12 protein-coding genes are annotated in these 18562 nt (G+C 64.7%); 4 read left to right on the forward strand and 8 right to left on the reverse strand.

Translation table 11 applies throughout. The annotated features are described in order from the left end of the window. Positions 1 to 262: 262 nt before the first annotated feature. The 6 genes from NCT05_RS05640 to NCT05_RS05665 form a co-directional block, all read right to left on the reverse strand. The gene (locus tag NCT05_RS05640) at positions 263 to 3598 is read right to left on the reverse strand and encodes an efflux RND transporter permease subunit (protein ID WP_250456494.1); all 3336 of its coding nucleotides are present in this window, start codon (positions 3596 to 3598) and stop codon (positions 263 to 265) included. A gap of 3 nt (positions 3599 to 3601) precedes the next feature. Further along, positions 3602 to 6721 carry an MdtB/MuxB family multidrug efflux RND transporter permease subunit gene (locus NCT05_RS05645; RefSeq protein WP_008350610.1) on the reverse strand — a complete coding sequence of 1040 codons (3120 nt, stop codon included), beginning with the start codon at positions 6719 to 6721 and terminating at the stop codon, positions 3602 to 3604. A gap of 15 nt (positions 6722 to 6736) precedes the next feature. Next, entirely contained in the window at positions 6737 to 8092 is a 1356-nt protein-coding gene (locus tag NCT05_RS05650) for an MdtA/MuxA family multidrug efflux RND transporter periplasmic adaptor subunit (protein WP_250456493.1), read from the reverse strand. Between the two features lie 321 nt (positions 8093 to 8413). Next, a complete protein-coding gene (locus NCT05_RS05655) occupies positions 8414 to 9247 on the reverse strand; it encodes an IclR family transcriptional regulator (protein ID WP_008350606.1) in 834 nt (277 codons plus the stop codon). A 512-nt stretch (positions 9248 to 9759) separates the two neighbouring features. Further along, positions 9760 to 10068, reverse strand: a complete 309-nt coding sequence (locus tag NCT05_RS05660) for a hypothetical protein (RefSeq protein ID WP_144403775.1) — start codon at positions 10066 to 10068, stop codon at positions 9760 to 9762. Between the two features lie 194 nt (positions 10069 to 10262). Beyond that, positions 10263 to 10844 (reverse strand): DJ-1/PfpI family protein, encoded by a 582-nt coding sequence (locus NCT05_RS05665; RefSeq protein WP_250501876.1) that lies wholly within the window; start codon positions 10842 to 10844, stop codon positions 10263 to 10265. Positions 10845 to 11021: 177 nt separating this feature from the next. On the opposite strand from NCT05_RS05665, the gene NCT05_RS05670 reads away from it, so the two are divergent. Together NCT05_RS05670 and NCT05_RS05675 are read left to right on the forward strand one after the other, a co-directional pair. Next, the gene (locus tag NCT05_RS05670) at positions 11022 to 11495 is read left to right on the forward strand and encodes a BCAL1086 family glycoprotein (RefSeq protein ID WP_051079045.1); all 474 of its coding nucleotides are present in this window, start codon (positions 11022 to 11024) and stop codon (positions 11493 to 11495) included. 115 nt (positions 11496 to 11610) lie between these two features. Beyond that, on the forward strand, positions 11611 to 14283 hold the full coding sequence (locus NCT05_RS05675; protein WP_250501877.1) for a mechanosensitive ion channel family protein: 2673 nt from the start codon (positions 11611 to 11613) through the stop codon (positions 14281 to 14283). 7 nt (positions 14284 to 14290) lie between these two features. Here NCT05_RS05675 and NCT05_RS05680 read toward each other — a convergent pair whose 3' ends face one another. Further along, on the reverse strand, positions 14291 to 14899 hold the full coding sequence (locus NCT05_RS05680; protein ID WP_051079032.1) for a cysteine dioxygenase family protein: 609 nt from the start codon (positions 14897 to 14899) through the stop codon (positions 14291 to 14293). A 127-nt stretch (positions 14900 to 15026) separates the two neighbouring features. On the opposite strand from NCT05_RS05680, the gene NCT05_RS05685 reads away from it, so the two are divergent. Together NCT05_RS05685 and NCT05_RS05690 are read left to right on the forward strand one after the other, a co-directional pair. Next, positions 15027 to 15500, forward strand: a complete 474-nt coding sequence (locus NCT05_RS05685; RefSeq protein WP_033536869.1) for an Lrp/AsnC family transcriptional regulator — start codon at positions 15027 to 15029, stop codon at positions 15498 to 15500. A gap of 281 nt (positions 15501 to 15781) precedes the next feature. Continuing rightward, complete coding sequence (locus NCT05_RS05690) at positions 15782 to 16003, forward strand: hypothetical protein (RefSeq protein WP_008350594.1); 222 nt, start codon at positions 15782 to 15784, stop codon at positions 16001 to 16003. A 7-nt stretch (positions 16004 to 16010) separates the two neighbouring features. On the opposite strand, the gene NCT05_RS05695 is transcribed toward NCT05_RS05690, so the two are convergent. After that, on the reverse strand, positions 16011 to 18557 hold the full coding sequence (locus NCT05_RS05695; protein ID WP_250501878.1) for an FUSC family membrane protein: 2547 nt from the start codon (positions 18555 to 18557) through the stop codon (positions 16011 to 16013). Between the last annotated feature and the right edge of the window lie 5 nt (positions 18558 to 18562).

Here is an 18562-nt window from a genome sequence, read left to right on the forward strand (position 1 = left end):
CCCAAAACCATGATCCTTACCAACTCAACCCTTGACGCTCAATACAGTTGCTTTCTTTGCAGCAGCAAAGAAAGTGACTGCCGCCCCGCACAGGGGCAGTGCTAATAGACCGACGCGAAAGCGGGATCCGGCGAAGGAGCAAGAACAAATGCCCACTTCGGGATCCGGCGACGGACCAAGAACAAACGCCCACTCCGGGATCCGGCGAAGGACCAACAACAAACGCCCACTCCGCGATCCGGAGAAAACAAAGAGCAAAACCTCACTCCGCCGCGCCAGCCGGCCCCGCCCCGCGCTGCCGCCGAGCGCGCCGTTCTTCCGCGCGAATCCGAAACCGATCCATATAAAGATAGACCACAGGCGTCGTATAGAGCGTGAGCATTTGACTCACGATCAACCCGCCAACGATCGCGATCCCGAGCGGCGCACGCATCTCCGAACCTTCGCCGCTGCCGAACGCCAGCGGCAGCGCACCGAGCAGGGCGGCGGCGGTCGTCATCATGATCGGGCGAAAGCGCAACAGACACGCCTCGCGGATCGCGTCCTGCGGCGTCTGCGCGCCGTGGCGCGTCGCCTCGATCGCGAAATCGACCATCATGATCGCGTTCTTCTTCACGATGCCGATCAGCAAAATAACCGCGATCAGCGCGATGATGCTGAACTCCGTCTTGAACAACAGCAACGCGAGCAGCGCACCTATGCCCGCCGACGGCAAAGTAGAAAGAATCGTGATCGGATGGATGTAGCTCTCGTACAGAATCCCGAGCACGATGTAAACCGCTGCGAGCGCCGCCAGAATAAGGAGCGGCTGGTCGTTGAGCGATTGCTGGAACGCCTGCGCCGTGCCCTGGAAGCTGCCGTGAATGGTCTGCGGCACGCCGATCGTGGCCATGGTCTCGTAGATCGCCGCGGTCGCGTCGGAGAGCGACTTGCCCGGCGGCAAATTGAACGAGATCGTCGATGCGACGAACTGGCTCTGGTGATTCACCGAAAGCGGCGTGTTGCCCGGCCCGAACTTCGCAATCGCGGAAAGCGGCACCATCGTTTCCTTCGATGTCGACACCGCCGCGCCCGACGACGACCCGTTCTTGCCCGTCGCGGCGATCGCGTTGGTCGCCGAGTTCTTCACGGCGGCCAGCGCAAGGGCAGCGGTTGTGTCGGACGTGCTCGTCGAGGAACCGCCCGCGCCCGTCGATCCCGTCGCCGAAGTGGACGCGGTCGTCGTCGTGCCGGACGTGGTCGTCGATTGCGTCGATGCCGAACCGCTCGCCGTGCCGCCCGACGTGCTGATGTAAATCTGCTTGAGCATCTCCGGGTCCTGCCAGTATTTCGGCGCGAGCTCCATCACGACGTGATACTGCGACAGCGGGTTGTAGATGGTCGATACCTGCCGCTGGCCGAATGCGTCGTAGAGCGTGTTGTCGATCTGCGCGGGCTTGATGCCGAGGCGCGCGGCCGTCGCGCGGTCGAACGTGACCATCGCTTCGAGGCCGCCTTGCTGCTGGTCGGAATTGACATCGGCGAGTTCGGGGCGCTTTTGCAGCGCCTCGGTGAGAAGCGGCCCCCACTTGTACAAGTCCGCCGTGGAGTCGGACAGCAGCGTGAACTGATATTGCGCGTTCGATTGCCGCCCGCCCACGCGAATGTCCTGCACCGCCTGAAGGAAGGTGCGCGCGCCGGCGACCTCCGCGAGCGGCTTGCGCAGGCGGTTGATGACCTGATCGGCGGACACCTTGCGCACGCTCTTCGGTTTGAGCGAGATGAACATGAAGCCCGAATTGGTCGAGCGCCCTCCCGTGAAGCCCGCGACGCTGTCGACGGCCGGGTCCGCTTCGACGATCTTCATCATCTCGGCGAACTTGAGTTTCATCGCCTGGAACGACGTGCTCTGGTCCGCCTGAATGCCGCCGATGATGCGGCCCGTGTCCTGCTGCGGGAAAAAGCCCTTCGGCACGATGACGTACAGATAAACGTTCAGCCCGATGGTCGCCAGCAGGATCAGGAGAATCGTGCGCGGATGCGTGAGCGCCCAGCCGAGCGTGCGCGCATAGCCGCGCTGCATGCGATCGAACTGGCGCTCCAGCCAGCGCGCGACGCGGCCTTCCTGCTTGCGCTCGTGCGGCTCTTCGAGCAGGCGCGAGCACATCATTGGCGTGACGGTCAGCGAGACGACGAGCGACACCGCGATCGCGAGCGACAGCGTGAGCGCGAATTCGCGGAACAGCCGCCCGACGATGCCGCCCATCAGCAAAATGGGCAGGAACACGGCGACGAGCGACACGCTGATCGACAGCACCGTAAAGCCGACTTCGCGCGCGCCGAGTATGGCGGCCTGCATCCGCGGCACGCCTTTTTCCACATGCCGAGTGATGTTCTCGAGCACGACGATCGCGTCGTCGACGACGAAGCCCGTCGCGATGGTCAGCGCCATCAGCGAGAGATTGTCGAGCGAGAAGCCGAGCAGATACATCGCCGCGAACGTGCCGATGATCGAGATCGGCACGGCGACGCTCGGTATCAGCGTCGCGCGCCAGTTGCGCAGGAACAGGAACACGACCATCACGACGAGCGCCACGGCGATCACGAGCGTGAGCTCGGTATCGTGCAGCGATGCGCGGATGGTCGTGGAGCGGTCGGCGGTCGGCGTGATCTGCACGTCGGCGGGAAGCGCGGCCTGCAACTGCGGCAGCATCGACTTCACGCGGTCGATCGTCTCGATGATGTTCGCGCCCGGCTGGCGATACAGGATCACGAGCACCGCGCGCTTGTTGTTGATGAGGCCGAGATTGCGCAAGTCTTCGACGGAATCGACCACTTCGCCGACATCCGAAAGCTTCACCGCCGCGCCGTTGCGGTACGCGACCACGAGGTCCTTGTACTGCGCGGCCTTGCTCGCCTGATCGTTGGTGTAGAGCTGGACGCGCGTGCCCTTGAACTCGATCGCGCCCTTCGGACTGTTCGCGTTCGCCGACGCCAGCGCGGCGCGCACGTCCTCCAGCCCGATGCCGTAGTGAAAGAGCGCACCCGGCTCGAGCTCGACGCGCACGGCCGGATTCGCCGAGCCGCTCACGTCCACTTCGCCGACGCCCGGCACGGTCGAGAGCGTCTGCTGCAGCACGGTCGCCGCGGAATCGTAGAGCGAGCCCGCCGTGCGCGTGGGCGAGGAGAGCGCGAGCACGAGAATCGGCGCGTCGGCGGGGTTGACCTTGTGGTACGTCGGATTCTGGCGCAGCGCGGTCGGCAGGTCGGCGCGCGCGGCGTTGATCGCGGCCTGCACGTCGCGCGCGGCGCCGTCGATATCGCGATTCAGGCCGAATTGCAGCGTGATGCGCGTCGTGCCGACAGAGCTCATCGAGGTCATTTCGCTGACATCGGCGATGGTGCCCAGATGTCGCTCCAGCGGACTCGCGACGCTCGTCGCCACCGTCTCCGGACTCGCGCCGGGCAAGGACGCCTGCACGGAGATGGTCGGAAAATCGACTTGCGGCAACGGCGCCACCGGCAAGCGCACGAACGCGAACATGCCCGCGAGCGCGATGCCGACCGCGAGCAGCGTCGTGGCGACGGGCCGGGCGATGAAGATGCGCGACAGGTTCATGACTCAGCGGCCCTCGCTGGCCGGGGCCGGCGGCGCGTCGCGATGAAAGCGCGCGCGCAGCTTGCGGGCGAGCGAATCGAAGCCGAGATAGATGACGGGCGTCGTGAACAGCGTGAGCAACTGCGACACGATCAGGCCGCCGACGATCGCCACGCCGAGCGGACGCCGCAGCTCCGAGCCCGCGCCCCAACCGAGCATCAGCGGCAGTGCGCCGAGGAGCGCGGCCATCGTGGTCATCAGAATCGGGCGGAAGCGCAGCAGACACGCCTGGAAGATCGCTTCGCGCGGGGGCTTGCCCTGATCGCGCTCCGCTTCGAGCGCGAAGTCGATCATCATGATCGCGTTTTTCTTCACGATGCCGATCAGAAGCACGATGCCGATGATGCCGATGATGTCCAGATCGTGCCCGGTGATCATCAGCGAGAGCAAGGCGCCGACGCCTGCGGACGGCAGCGTCGAGAGAATCGTGATCGGATGGATGAAGCTCTCGTACAGCACGCCGAGCACGATATACATCGTGACGATGGCCGCGAGAATCAGGAATAGCTCGTTCGACAGCGACGCCTGGAACGCGAGCGCGGCGCCCTGATAGCGGATCTGGAACGACGCGGGCAAGCCGATTTCCTCCTTGGCCTGCTCGATTGCTTTCACGGCCTCGCCGAGCGACGCGCCCTTCGCGAGATTGAAGGAAACGGTCGTCGCCGGGAACTGGCCGAGGTGCGTGACGAGCAAGGGCGCCGCGCGTTCGTGGAACTTCGCGATGGCCGAGAGCGGCACCTGACCGTTGGTCGCGGTGGAAGAGGGCAGATAGATGCCGTTCAGCGTTTCGCTGTAATGCGCGTCGGACGGTTCGGCTTCGAGAATCACTCGGTACTGGTTCGATTGCGTGAAAATCGTCGAGATGATGCGCTGGCCGAATGCATCGTAGAGCGCATTGTCGACGGTCGCGGGCGTGATGCCGAAGCGCGCGGCTGTCTCGCGGTCGATCTCGATATAAACCGACTGGCCGTTCTGCTGCAGATCGGTGGCGACGTCCGTCAGCACGGACGTGTGTTGCAGCCGCTCGACGAGCTTTGGCACCCATTCCGCGAACTCCGACGCGTTCGGGTCCGTCAGCATGAACTGATACTGCGTCGGGCTGACGGTCGAATCGATCGTCAAATCCTGCACCGGCTGCATGTACAGCTTGATGCCGGGAATATCGGCGACTTCGCTCTGAATCTCGCGGATGACATCGCTCGACGTATTGCTGCGGTCGTCGCGCGGCTTCAGGTTGATGAGCATGCGCCCGCTGTTCAGCGTGATGTTCGAGCCGTCCACGCCGACGAACGAGGTGAGGCTTTCGACGTCCGGGTTCTGCAGAATCTTCTTCGCGAGCGCCTGCTGCTGGTCCGCGACAGCCTGATACGACGCGGCCTGCGGCGCCTGCGTAATCGCCTGGATCACGCCGGTGTCCTGCGTCGGGAAAAAGCCCTTCGGAATGTACACGTACAGCACGGCGGTCAGAATGAGCGTGAGCACGAAGACGAACAGCGTCGCGCGTTGGCGCGCGAGCACCCATTCCAGCGCGACCGCGTAACGCCCGATCACGTAATCGATGAACTGATGCGCGCGCGCCTCGAAGCGCTTGCTTTCCTTCGGCGGCGTGTGGCGCAGGAGTTTTGCGCACATCATCGGCACGAGCGTGAGCGAGACGATTGCCGAGATGACGATGGTCACCGCGAGCGTGATCGCGAACTCGTGGAAGAGGCGGCCGACGACATCGCCCATGAAGAGCAGCGGAATCAGCACGGCGATGAGCGAGACCGTCAGCGAGATGATGGTGAAGCCGATCTGCTTCGAACCCTTCAGCGCCGCTTCGAGCGGCGGATCGCCTTCCTCGACGTAACGCGCGATGTTCTCGATCATCACGATGGCGTCGTCGACCACGAAGCCGGTCGCGATGGTCAGCGCCATCAGCGAGAGATTGTCGAGCGAGAAGCCGCACAGGTACATGATCGCGAGTGTGCCGACGAGCGACAGCGGCACCGACAAGCTCGGAATGATGGTCGCGTAGACGTTCGCGAGGAACAGATAGATGACGAGCACGACCAGCACGACGGACAGCGCGAGTTCGAACTGCACGTCGCGCACCGAAGCGCGGATGGTCGTCGTGCGGTCCGTGACGACGCGCACGTCGAGCGCGGCCGGCAGCGATTGCTGCAATTGCGGCAGGATTTTCTTGATGCCGTCGACCACCGCAATCACGTTCGCGCCCGGCTGACGCTGCACGTTCAGGATGATCGCGGGCGTCGAATCGACCCATGCGCCGAGCTTCGTGTTCTCCGGCCCCTCGACGATGCTCGCGACGTCCGTCAGCATCACCGGACGGCCGTTGCGATACGCGACGACCGCGCTCTTGTACGCGTTCGCGTCGGTGAGCTGGTCGTTCGCGTTGATGGTGTAGGCGCGCGTCGGGCCGTCGAAGTTGCCCTTCGGCGTGTTGACGTTGAGGTTCGAGATCGTCGTGCGCAGATCGTCGATGTTCAGGCCATACGACGCCAGCGCGCGCGTGTTCGCGCGAATCCGCACGGCAGGGCGATTGCCGCCGCTCACCGATACGAGGCCGACGCCCGCGACCTGCGAGATCTTCTGCGCGAGACGCGTGTCGGCGAGGTCTTGCACTTGTGTCAGCGGCAAGGTTTTGGAGCTGACCGCGAGCGTCATGATCGGCGCGTCGGCGGGGTTCACCTTTGCGTAGATCGGGGGCGCGGGCAGGTCGGACGGCAGCAGGTTGCCCGCTGCGTTGATCGCCGCCTGCACTTCCTGTTCGGCGATATCGAGCGGCAAATCAAGGCTGAACTGCAGCGTGATGACCGATGCGCCCGCCGAGCTTTGCGACGACATCTGGTTCAGGCTCGCCATCTGCCCGAACTGCTTTTCGAGCGGCGCCGTGACGCTCGACGTCATCACGTCGGGCGACGCGCCCGGATAGAACGTCTGGACCTGGATCGTCGGATAGTCGACGGCGGGCAGCGCCGAGAGCGGCAAAAAGCGCAACGCGACGAGGCCGACCAGCATGATCGCCGCCATCAGGAGCGCCGTGCCGACCGGACGCAGAATAAAAATGCGGGATGGATTCATGCTTTCGAATTGCGCTTACTGCTGCGATTGCTGACGCCGATGACCGCCGTGGCGCGCACCCGACGCCGCCGAAGCCGGCGCCGCAGCCGACGCGCCCGATGCACCCGACGCGCCCGATGCCGCTTTCGCCTTTTCAGCCGGAATCGTGATTTTCGCGCCTTCCTTCAGGCGGTCCGAGCCGTCGATGACCACGCGCTCGCCGACTTGCAGTCCGGATTTGATGCTGGTGCGCTCGCCGTCGACCGGGCCGGTTTTCACGTTGCGCACGGTGACGGTGTTGTCCGGCTTCACGACGTACACGAACGCGCCCGACGAACCGTTGAGCACCGCCGGCGTCGGCACGATGGTCGCGTTCTTGATGACATCGACGAGCAGCTTCGTGTTCACGAACTGATTCGGGAAAAGCATGCCTTCCTTGTTGTCGAAGGTAGCGCGCAGCTTGACGGTGCCGGTCGTCGTGTCGATCTGGTTGTCGACGGTCTCGAGATAGCCCGCTTCGAGCGACGTGGTATTGGCGCGGTCATACGCCGTGACCGACATCTTCGTGCCCGCGTGCAGCGGCTTGAGAATCGCGGCGAGATTGTCTTCGGACGTGGTGAAGATCACGCTGATCGGCTGCAACTGCGTGATGACGACGAGGCCGTTCGTGTCGCCCGTCGTCACGTAGTTGCCCGGATCGACCTGACGCAAGCCGACGCGCCCCGACACCGGCGCCGTGATGCGCGCGTAGGTCAGATCGAGCTTGTAGGTATCGACGTTGGCCTGATCCGACTTCACCGCGCCTTCGTACTGCTTGACGAGCGACGCCTGCGTGTCGACCTGCTGTTTCGCGATGGAATCCTGCGAGAGCAGCGTCTGATAGCGCTGCAGGTCGAGGCGCGCGGTCTGCAGCAGCGCCTGGTCTTTCGCGAGCGTGCCCTCGGCGTTGCGCAGCGAGATTTCATACGGACGCGGATCGATCTGCGCGAGCACGTCGCCCTTCTTGACCATCTGGCCTTCCTTGAACGCGACATCGACGAGCGTGCCGTTCAACTGCGTCTTGACCGTGACGTTCGCGAGCGGCGTCACGGTGCCGAGCGAATTGATGACCACGGGCATTTCGCCTTGGGTGACGGTCGCGACATGCACCGGCTGCGGCTGATTCATCGGATTCGGCATGCCGCGCCTTCCGCCTTGACGGGCTTCCGGCGCGCCGCTCGTGCCGCCGCTCTCGCCGCGATTCCACGGATGCCACCACGCAACTGCGCCGGCGACGATCAGGATCGCGACGATGAGCGGCACGACCCGGCGCCGCCGCGGCGCGGGTTCGATGGCGGCAGGCGTCGGAGGCGTCGGGCGCGAGTGCCCTGGGGGATTCTTTTGGTCGTCCATCGGTTCGGAGGCTGGTCTTTCAAATCTGTTCGGAGCGCGGACGGGCGGCGGTCACGGTTCAAGCGCCAGACGATGCGCCGCGCGCATGAACCGAGACCGAAGCGGAGGCCGTGAATGACGCGGGGCCGTTGAAAGCGGCTGGAAAGGCTGCCTGTCGAGCCAGGCGAGCGATCCGGCGCGACCCCGGTGCGCGCGAAGCATGATGCTACGTCCCGCACCCGAGGGCGTCCACCGGCCTTTCTTTCTGTTGATTACGAGTGTTACACGCGCAACCGGCCGCGCTTTCGAAGGCGTTCGGCCGCGCAGCGGCCGTCGCGTAGTCTAACTGGCGGCGCGCAATAGGTTCGGGGCGTGCGTTCCGCCGATCTCGCGTGTGATCTGCTCGACGCAATCGAGCAGGGCGGGCGCGACCTCGTCGATCAATATGTCGCGCGGACACTGATGCGCGGCGCCGCCGCAATTGACCGAATAGCGTTCTTCGGACGGCCCGACGAAGCCCGCCGCGACCGCATTCAATCCGTGATGCCATTCGCCGATGGAGATCGCGAAGCCGAGGCGCAACGCATCGTCGAGGCCGCGTTGCAAGCCGCCCGCGATGGCCGGCCAGTCGTCGCCGGATGCGATCTGCAAGCTGCCGATCAGCGCACGCCGATCCGCGTCGGACAACACCGCGAGATACGCGCGTCCGACAGCGGTGCGGCTCAGGTCCATCCTGCCGCCGACTTCCAGCCGCGACACCAGGACAGCGGACCGTGGCCGAATGGCATCGATTACAACCATCTCCAAACGATCGCGCACGGCGAGGTGCACCGAGAGACCAGTGCGCTCGGCGAGACGGATAAGAAACGGGCGCGCTCGAGCGCGAATATCGAAATTACGTAAGAATCCGTTGCTCAGTTCGAGAACGGACGCCGTCAGCACGAAGCGCTCGCTGTCGGGCAAGCGGTGCAGCAATCCGGCGCCGACGAGCGTCGCGGTGATCCGGGATATCGTGGGCTTCGGAATTCCCGTCCAGTCGGTCAGTTCGCGATTGCTCACCGGCGCGTCCGCGGCGGCGATCCGGCGCAGCACATCGAGCCCGCGGGCGAGCGCGGTGACTTCCTCGCCGTCCTTCTCCCGGGCGCGTTCGCGGCCCACCGACGGTTCGTTTTGCATAGGCATTCGTTAAGTGAAACATCGTTTTGTTTGATGACCTGGCGCAATTCTACAAGGCCAGCACGAGAAACTTGCAAACGATGCAAACCTTCAGAATAAGCTGTACCCGCAATGAAACTTTTATGTGTTTCGGTGCATGTTGAACGAAACTTGGGCAGTTGCCCGGACCGCGAGATTTTGCTTGACTTGAGCAGCGATCCCGGAAAAAATGGAACCGAATTTCGAAACCCGGGGTGACGTGCGCTTCAGCGCTTACCGCCCGAGCTTCGGAGACAGGCTCTCAGGTTCTAGCACGGCCCTCGGAATGGCTAGAACTTTTAAGGCGCTACGGAAACGTAGCGCCTTTTTTTTCGTCCGTGCGTTCGTCGAAAGTCTTGGCGCGAATATACCGGAAAGCGCGGGGGAGCCGGGTCTCGTCGTTCGGACGTCGAAAGGAAATGATGGGGAGAGAAGCGGCAGTCATCTTCGCTGCCGAAAGCAAAACGCGGCGCAATGTGCGCCGCGCTGGGAGATCAATACATGTTCGCAAACACGCGTGGCTGCCGAAGCAAGCGTTTGCCGCGCCCGATCCAGTAGACCGCTGCGCACACCAGCAATAGCGCGACCGAGTACACGACGAGCGGCGAAATTCGTTCGGGCGCGGGCGGGCTCGTCGCGATGAGCAGAGCCGCGAAGAATGCAGCGCCCGCCTGACAGAAAGCGCGGTGAGCGAGACTGCGACGCATGCGTGGAGTGGTGAAGCGGGAGACAGGGGCGCGAGTGAACGGCTCGAAGAGCATCAACCCTGCGACAAGGGCGACGGCGACATTCATGAAGAGCATGGTGCGAGACTTCGTGGGAGGCGGGACGGCGGCAAATATATGCCAACCGTATAGGGTGCCAAAACCAGAAGTCTCCGAAATGTAGAGGGAAAATTCTATTCGCCGCTCACCGCGGGTAAATCGTTTGCGCCAGCTATATGTAAGGCTGGCGCACCCCGTTGACCAGAGGCGAGGTTCCCCTGCGATGCAAGGTTTCAAGGTTCGATTCGAGTGCCGAGCAGCGCCAGGAATTGCCCGATCCACGCCGGATGCGCGGGCCATGCGGGCGCGGTGACGAAATTCGCATCGGTGATGGCCTCATCGACGGCGATATCGGCGTAAGTCGCGCCCGCGAGCCGCACTTCGGGCGCGCACGCCGGGTACGCGGAAATGCGCCGCCCTTCGATCACGCCCGCCGCCGCGAGCAATTGCGCGCCGTGGCAGACCGCGGCGATCGGCTTGTTCGCCTGCGCGAAGTGCCGCACGAGTTCGAGCACGCGATCGTTCAGGCGCAGATATTCCGGCGCGCGGCCGCCTGCGATCGCGAGCGCGTCGTAACGGGCCGGATCGATGTCGTCGAAGCTCGCATTCAGCGTGAAGCGATGTCCCGGCTTCTCCGTATAAGTCTGATCGCCTTCGAAATCGTGGATCGCCGTCTTCACGGAGTCGCCGCGCTTTTTACCGGGGCACACCGCATCCACCGTATGGCCGACGGCCTGCAACGCCTGAAACGGAACCATCGTTTCATAGTCCTCGGCGAAATCGCCGGTGAGAAACAGAATCTTCTTGGCAGCCATCGCTAACCTCGTCAGGGAATGGGTTGTCGGATGCTCGATGCCGCGCGCCGCTCCATCGCGCTCGCGCCGCGCGGATCAGTCTACTATTCGCGCCGCGCTTCGCATGTGACAGCGCGAAGCGACGCGCACCGACAGCGTATGATGTGCGCGAGTTTCGAGACGAAGGAAGGTATCACCATGCAGATGACTCCCATGACCCGCATCGCCGTGACGCTCGCCGCGCTGGGCGTGCTGGCCGCGTGCGAGAAGCACGACGCAACCGCGGGGCAGGCCGCGAGCGCTCTCAACAATCTGGCGAGCCAGACGAGCCAGAAGTTCGACCAGGCGGCGAGCTACGTCGGCCAGAAGGTCGATGCCGCGAAACAATCGGCGCAGCAGAACATCGACAGCGCCGGATCGATGCCCGATGTCTCCGCGAGCAGCGTCGCCGCGACGGCGCGATCGAACTTCGACAGCGCGGCGAGCGCGACGAACGCCGCGATCAACAATGCCGCGAGCGCGACGGGCGCGGGCTTGCAATCGGCGGGGCGCAAGCTGCAGGAATGGTCCGCGCAGTCGGGCGGCGCGTCGAATCCGCAAGCGAGCGCGCAAGGCTCGGTCGCCGGCCCCACGTCCGAGTCCAGCGGCGCGCGCACCGAGATGGATAAATAGAGCTGTTTCGTCTGAAAAATCAACGCAGAAGCGCTTAACATTCGGTTACGTCCGCTTTGGGCGGCCTCCCTGTTATAGCCGCTAAACTGGCGGACTTTCAGAAATCGAGACCGTTATGAAGTCACGCAAGCTCGCGCCGCGAAGCGCGGCGGCGTCTGGCGCGATCTCCTGGATGGCGGCGTGCGTGCTGTTGCGCGCCGCACTCGCGCGCCACGCTGCGCGCGCGTTTTCGCTTGCAATGTCGTCGATGCTCGCCGCGCTGGCCGCGTCGATCGTGTTCGCCTCGCCTGCCGTCCAGGCCGCACAGGCCCTCACGCTGCCCACGTTCCAGGAACTGATCACGCCGGCCGCGCCCGCATCCGCACCGGATGCCGCGTCGGCGCCCGCGATGTCCGACGCCGAGATGCTGCGCTCGCTCGACAACATCATCGCCACCCTCGATAGCGACAAGCAGCGCACGGCGCTCGTCGCGCAGCTCAAGCATCTGCGCGATGCGAAGCGCGCCGCCGATTCCACCGCTCCGGCATCCGGCGCGGCGGCGGCCTCCGCGACGGCGGACACCGCCGCGAGCGGCACGGCAGCGGGCGCACAGCCGACTTCGGGAACGACGGCATCGTCGGTCGTGGCGACCATCGCGCAGAACGCGGGCTTGCTGGGCGCGATCGCGTCGGCGCTCACGAACATCGAGGCCGACGTGAAGCGCGGCAAGACGCCTATCGCCTATTGGGTCGGACGCTTCAACGCCGCCGGCAACGAGCTTTTCACGATCGTCACGAGCCAGAGCCGCGAATCGTTCGGCCGCACGCTCTTCAACTATTTCGCGACGCTCGCGGGCTGGGGCGCATGCGCGATGGCGCTCGTCTATCTGCAGCGGCGCGTGCGGGCGCGATTCGGCATCGACAGCGGCCTGCATTCGAACCCGACGACGCGCGAACTGCTGCTCTTCACGCTGCGCCGCGTCGCGCCGTACCTGTTCGCGTTCCTCGCGGCGCTCACGTTCACGCACTACATGCCGCTGTCGCTCGGCCGCACGCTCGCGATGGTCACCGCTTACGCAATCGTCGCGGGCGCGGTGTTCTCCGCAATCTGTCTCATCATGTTCTCGCTGTTCGGCTCGGCGCACCGGCGCGTCGCGGTGAACCTGCTCATCGGCCGCGCGCGGCGGCTTCTCTTTCTGATCGGCACGCTCGGCGCGCTCGGCGACGCCGCCGCGAATTACGACGTCGCGCAGCAGCTCGGCACCAATCTCTCCGCGCTGATCTCGACGTGCGCGAACATGGGCGCCGCGGCGCTCACCGCGTATTTCGCGCTCGCGTTCCAGCGGCCCGTCGCGCATCTGATCCGCAGCCGCACGTACGAGCAGCGCAACACGCGCAAGGCCGCGACCGAGACGTTCGAAGTGGTCGCGTCGCTTTGGCAGTTGCCGCTGCTCCTGCTCGCGTCGGCGTCGGTCGTGGCGACGCTCATGGGCATCGGTACGTCGGAGAACGTGCTGCAGATGGCGATCGCCACCGCGGGCCTGCTCGTCGTCGCGTTCTTTCTCTCGGCGATCGTCGTGCGTATCACGCGGCCCAAGTCGAGAAAACCGCGCCGCCAGTCGGCGTATGTGCGCAGGCTCGTCAAGTTCGTCGGCACGATGATCGTGGTCGGCGTCTGGCTCGTGTTCCTCGAATTGTCGTCGCGTTTCTGGGGATTCTCGCTCGCGCACATGGCCGAGGAGAGCGTCGCCGCGCGCGGCATCACGCACGCGGTCGGGATGATCGTGCTGACGTTCTTCGTCGTCTGGCTGATCTGGATTCTGATCGACACGGGCATTCAGGAAGCGCTCAGGCCCGACGCGGCGCGGCGCGGCGGACGCGGCCCGAGCATGCGCGCCCGCACGATGCTGCCGCTCGTGCGCAACGTGGTGTTCGTGTTCCTGCTGACGGTCGCCGCGATCGTCACCGCCGCGAATCTCGGCCTGAACGTGACGCCGCTGCTCGCGGGCGCGGGCGTGATCGGCCTCGCGGTGGGTTTCGGCGCGCAATCGCTCGTGGCGGATCTGATCACCGGGCTTTTCATCATCATCGAGGACACGATTTCGGTCGGCGATTCGATCGAGGTCGAAGGCGGTCACGCGGGCATCGTCGAAAGCCTGACGATCCGCACCGTGCGCCTGCGCGACGGCCAGGGCGCGATCCACGCGATTCCGTTCTCGCAGATCAAGACGGTGAAGAATCTGTCGCGCGATTTCGCGTACGCGGTGTTCGAGGTGCGCGTGCCGTTTTCGGCGGACGTCGACCAGGTCACGCAGATGATTCGCGAAGTCGGCGCGGATCTGCTGGACGATTTCCGCTATCGGCTCGAAATGCTCGGGCCGGTCGAAGTGTGGGGACTCGACCGCTTCGATCCGAACTGGATGGTCGTGAAAGGGCAGATCAAGACGCGCCCGTTGCAGCAATGGAGCGTCGCGCGGGCGTTCAATCTGCGTATCAAGCGCAAGATGGACGAAGCCGGCATCGAGATTCCGGTTCCGCAGATGCACGTGCAAATGACGCGCGACGCGATGTCGGGCGCCGACGCCGAAGGACGCGAGCGCGCGCGGCGCATCTGGACGGGCGAGGCGCCGGCGCCGGTGGAAGAGGAAGAAGAACTCGCGGCCGGGCCGGCCTTTGTGCGCGAGACGAAGATCGCCGCAGCCGCGGCCCGCGACGTTTCGCACGAACCCCAGCCGGCGCCGCCGCGGACCGATCAATCCGTGCAGATTCCGCCGCAGATTCCGACCGCGTCCGAGCCGGGGAAGGGCTGAGCTTTTTTCAGGCGGCGAGCAGATCGTTGACGTGTGTGGCGATCTGCTCGCCCGCGACGCCGTAGACATGCAGCGATACGGCGCGCGCGGCGGCATCGGCGGGATTGCCGAGCTGATGAATCGCGCCGCGTCCCGCATCCACATAGGACACCGCGCCCGGCGCGCGCGGATGACGCCGCGTCTCGATCGCGCGATGGGCGACTGCATCCCAGCGATAAAGCGTTTCTTCGAGCGCGCCATCGATCACCGCATAGCCGCACCATGTCCGATGACCATGCACCGGGCTCGCTTGCCCCGGCTCCCAGACGAGCGCGGCGATCGCGTAACGGTTGAGCGGGTCGGCGGCGAGCAGATGACGGCAATAGTTCCGCGGATCGCTCACGCGCTGATCGGGGCGCAGCAGACCCGGATCGGCGATCGCGCGTTGCAGCGCGAGGCGCACGCGCTCGCCGAACGACGCGCGCGAATCCGCTTCGGCGGCGGCGAATGCGGCGTCGATTTCGCGGCACAGTCGTTCGAGCGCGGGGTTTCGGAACGCGGCACAATCGGCGGCCGGGGAAGCCGCCAAAGCCGATGAAGAGGGCCGCGCCAGGCGGCTGACATGTTCGAGTCGCATAGTGGATGAGCCGTCGCGTCGTTGTTGTTCGATCCGCTCATTTATACCGGCTTGCCTCCAGAATTAGTTTCCATATAATTCCGCTCGACCATCAAGAAATAGAATAATTTCCTATAAGGGGTGCAGCATGGGAATGGACCTCATCGACCGCAAGCTGCTCGAATTGCTTCAGCAGGATGTGACGATGCCCATCGCGGAACTCGCGCAGCGCGTGAACCTTTCGCAGACGCCGTGCTGGAAACGCGTGCAGCGTCTGAAAGAGACGGGCGTGATCCGCGCGCAGGTTGCGTTGTGCGATCCGAAGAAGCTGGGCGTCGGGACGACGGTGTTCGTCGCGGTACGCACCAACCAGCACACGCAGACCTGGGCCGACGATTTCACGCGCGCCGTGCGCGATATTCCGGAAGTGGTCGAGGTGTACCGGATGAGCGGCGAGACCGATTATCTGTTGCGCGTCGTGGTGTCGGATATCGACGACTACGATCGCGTCTACAAGCAACTCATTCGCGCCGTGCCGCTGTATGACGTGAGCTCGAGTTTCGCGATGGAGCAGATCAAGTATTCGACGGCGTTGCCGGTGCGCCCCACGCTCGAACCCTGAACCGCCGACACATAAGAAAAGCCGCCCGGGCGGGCGGCTCAACACGTCCGGTCACTAGGTATCCCGGGATTGCCCCTTTAGCCCTTCCCGGGATCGGACGCGCATGGAATCGTGACTAGTATCGTCAATCGGACGGGCCGCGTTCAAGCGCGCGCGTGCAGCAGAGAATTTCGCGATGGCGGCGCGGGTTGCGAAACGACGATGGGCGCCCCGCAATCCAACTGAAACCCAACCCGAGTACCATAGCGGGTTCTTCCCGACACGCCGCCACGAATCCATTCATGAGCCACGACCCCCGCGATCCGCGCCGCCCGGACGGTACGCCGAAAAAGAATCCGACCCGCGCCGTCAGCGTGTTCATCGTCGTCGTGGTGCTGATCGTGATCGGCACGATCCTGTTCAACGCGATCCGCGAGAAGCGCGAGTTCGACGAGGAAAACGCGCAGCCATCCGCGGCGAGCGACGTGCGCCCCGCCGTGCCGGCGGTCGGCGCGTCGCAGTAGGCACGCGTCAAACCGGCAGGCGAATCTGCGCGGCGTCCTTCTCGATCAGCGATGACGCCGTCAGCATCTGCTTGCATTGATGCGCGAGCAGCTTGAGATCGTGAAGCGCATCGGCGGGCAGCGACTGCGCGCGCTCTGCATCGACGACCATCTTGTCCAGATCGCGCCGCAGTTGCTTGAGCGCGTCCGCGTGAGCGGGCGGCGCATCGGGCTTGGCGGCGCCGGGCAGTTCGCCCTCGGCCTCGGCGAGATTGTCGCGCACGATCCCGAAGGTGCGCTGCACCGGCTCGAACGGCTGACCGCCCACCTCGTTGAGCGATTGAAGCAGCGGCGCGGCGGCGGTGATCTGCGAGGCGAGCACATGGCTCTGCACGAGCAGATCGTTCAATTCGGCGGCATACCTTTGCTGCGCCTTGGGCTCCAGCATCATGCGCTGGAACGCCTGCGCGAGATTGGCGAACGCGATATGCACGTTCTTGCGCGCGAGCCGGTAGCGGAAGTCGCGGTCGAGCGCCGTGGCGGTCACCGTCGCCGCGGCGGATGCGCCCTTGCTCGCCGTGGCCGCCGTGCTCTCGCCGATGCTCACCGACGATAAACGCTGCGCCGTCGCGCTCGCGGCTTTCATCGCGGAATCGGCGGCGGGCGGCGGCGTGGCGGCCATCGGCTCGACCGGTTCGCTGACCGCTTCCGCCGTGATCGTCACCGTTTGCGCGGGCGTCGCCACGGCCGACGACGTCGCCGCCACCGCACCCGCATTCGCATCGGCGAACACGGCGCGATCGACCGGCGTTTCGGCCGCCGGCGCGTGAACCGCAGCCGCGCGCGCCTTGTCGGTCTGCGTCCCGCGCCACCACCAGCTCGCTTCGAGATAATTGCGCGTCGCGGCGAGCAGATCCTTCACGGGCTTGCCCATCAGCCGATATTCCCAGTACGGAAACAGATGACTCGCCGCGATCGCGATCGCGCAGCCGACGACGGTGTCGATCGCGCGCTCGCCGATGATCCGCATGTTGCCCGGCGCGAGCAGATGGAACATCAGCAGCACATACGACGACGTGAACACGACGCTCGCCGCATAGTTGAAAAGCAGGAGGCTGTAGCTCATCACCATCGACGCGAACATCACGACGAGCAGGATGTGCGGCTCCTTGAAGAACAGGATCAGCGCGATGGTCACCGCGCAGCCGATCGCCGTGCCGATGATCCGCTGCGTGTTGCGCTGCTTGGTGAGCGAGTAGCCGGGCTTCAGAATGATGACGGTCGTCATCACGATCCAGTACGCGTTCGTGAGCGGCAAGAGACGCCCGAGCCAGAAGCCGATACCCACGGCGATCGTCACGCGCAGCGCATGCCGGAAACTCGGCGACGACATCGTGAGGTTCGAGAATATCTGCATGAACGGCACGCGCCGGCTCGATATGAAGCGCGACAGCGCGTGGTCGATCTGCACTTCGGTTTCGGTGACGCTCGGTTCGTCGCGCGTGCGGCGGCGCATCTTGTCGATGAGACGCGTCGCGCTCCACAGACGCCTGAACACGGCGGCCGCCGCCGCGTACGCTTCGGGATTCTTCTCCGGCAGCCCGTGCTTGCGCATCAGTTCCAGTTCGTATTCGATCGCGCGCAGTTCGGCCTTCATGCTGATCTGCCGGCCGGCCGCCTTGTTCTGCAGCACCGCGAGCCCGATTTCCTCGAGATCCGCGCTCGCCTTGCGCATCAGGTCGCGATAGAAGATCAGCACGTCGGAGCCGGCGAACGTCTTTCTCACGAGCGGATAGTCCGTATGCGCGCCGACGAAGAACTCGTGCAGATCGACCACGTTGATGAACAGATTGAAGAGCCGCGCGCGCCGCGCGTTGAGCTTGCCGCTCTTCACCTTCGGCAAGTTGCGCAGCACGATGTCGCGCGCCGCTTCCTGCCGCTCGACGGCCGCAATCTGCTTTTCGATGAGCACGCGATAACACTCGTCGAGATCGGCGTCGCTGTCGTAGAACTCGGCGCGCGCGAGCAGATACTCCGCGCAACTGAAGATGCTTTCGGCCAGCGCCTGCTGCTCGATGCGATAGACGAGCAGCCGTGAGACCAGCGTCGCCCAATACGTGTACCAGAGGCCGCCCAGCAAAATCCACGATGCGTTGATGAGCGCCTGCATCGGCGTGAAATGCTCTTCCAGCGTGACGACCATCATGAAGAGCGTCGCGAAGCTGATCTGCGGCCAGCGATTGCCGTACACGACGATCAGCGACAGCACGAAGGTCAGCGGCACGATGGTCAGCCAGAGCGTGATCGGATTCGCGGTCGCGATGCCCGTTGCGAGCGCCGCAAGAAAGCCGATCACCGTGCACGCGAGCATCTCGTTGTGCTTGTGCCTGAGCGGGCCGGGCATGTCGACGACGCACGCACCGAGCGCGCCGGTCGCGATCGTGAAACCAAGCTCGCGATTGTGAAAGACGGTGAGCATCAGGACGGCGGGCAGCGATACGCCGAGCGCGATGCGCAACCCGCCAAAGAAATACTGGCTGTAAATGAACTTCCTGATTTCGAACGAATAGCGCATCGACT

The organism is Caballeronia sp. AZ7_KS35 (genome assembly GCF_023631045.1).
GTDB lineage: Bacteria > Pseudomonadota > Gammaproteobacteria > Burkholderiales > Burkholderiaceae > Caballeronia > Caballeronia zhejiangensis.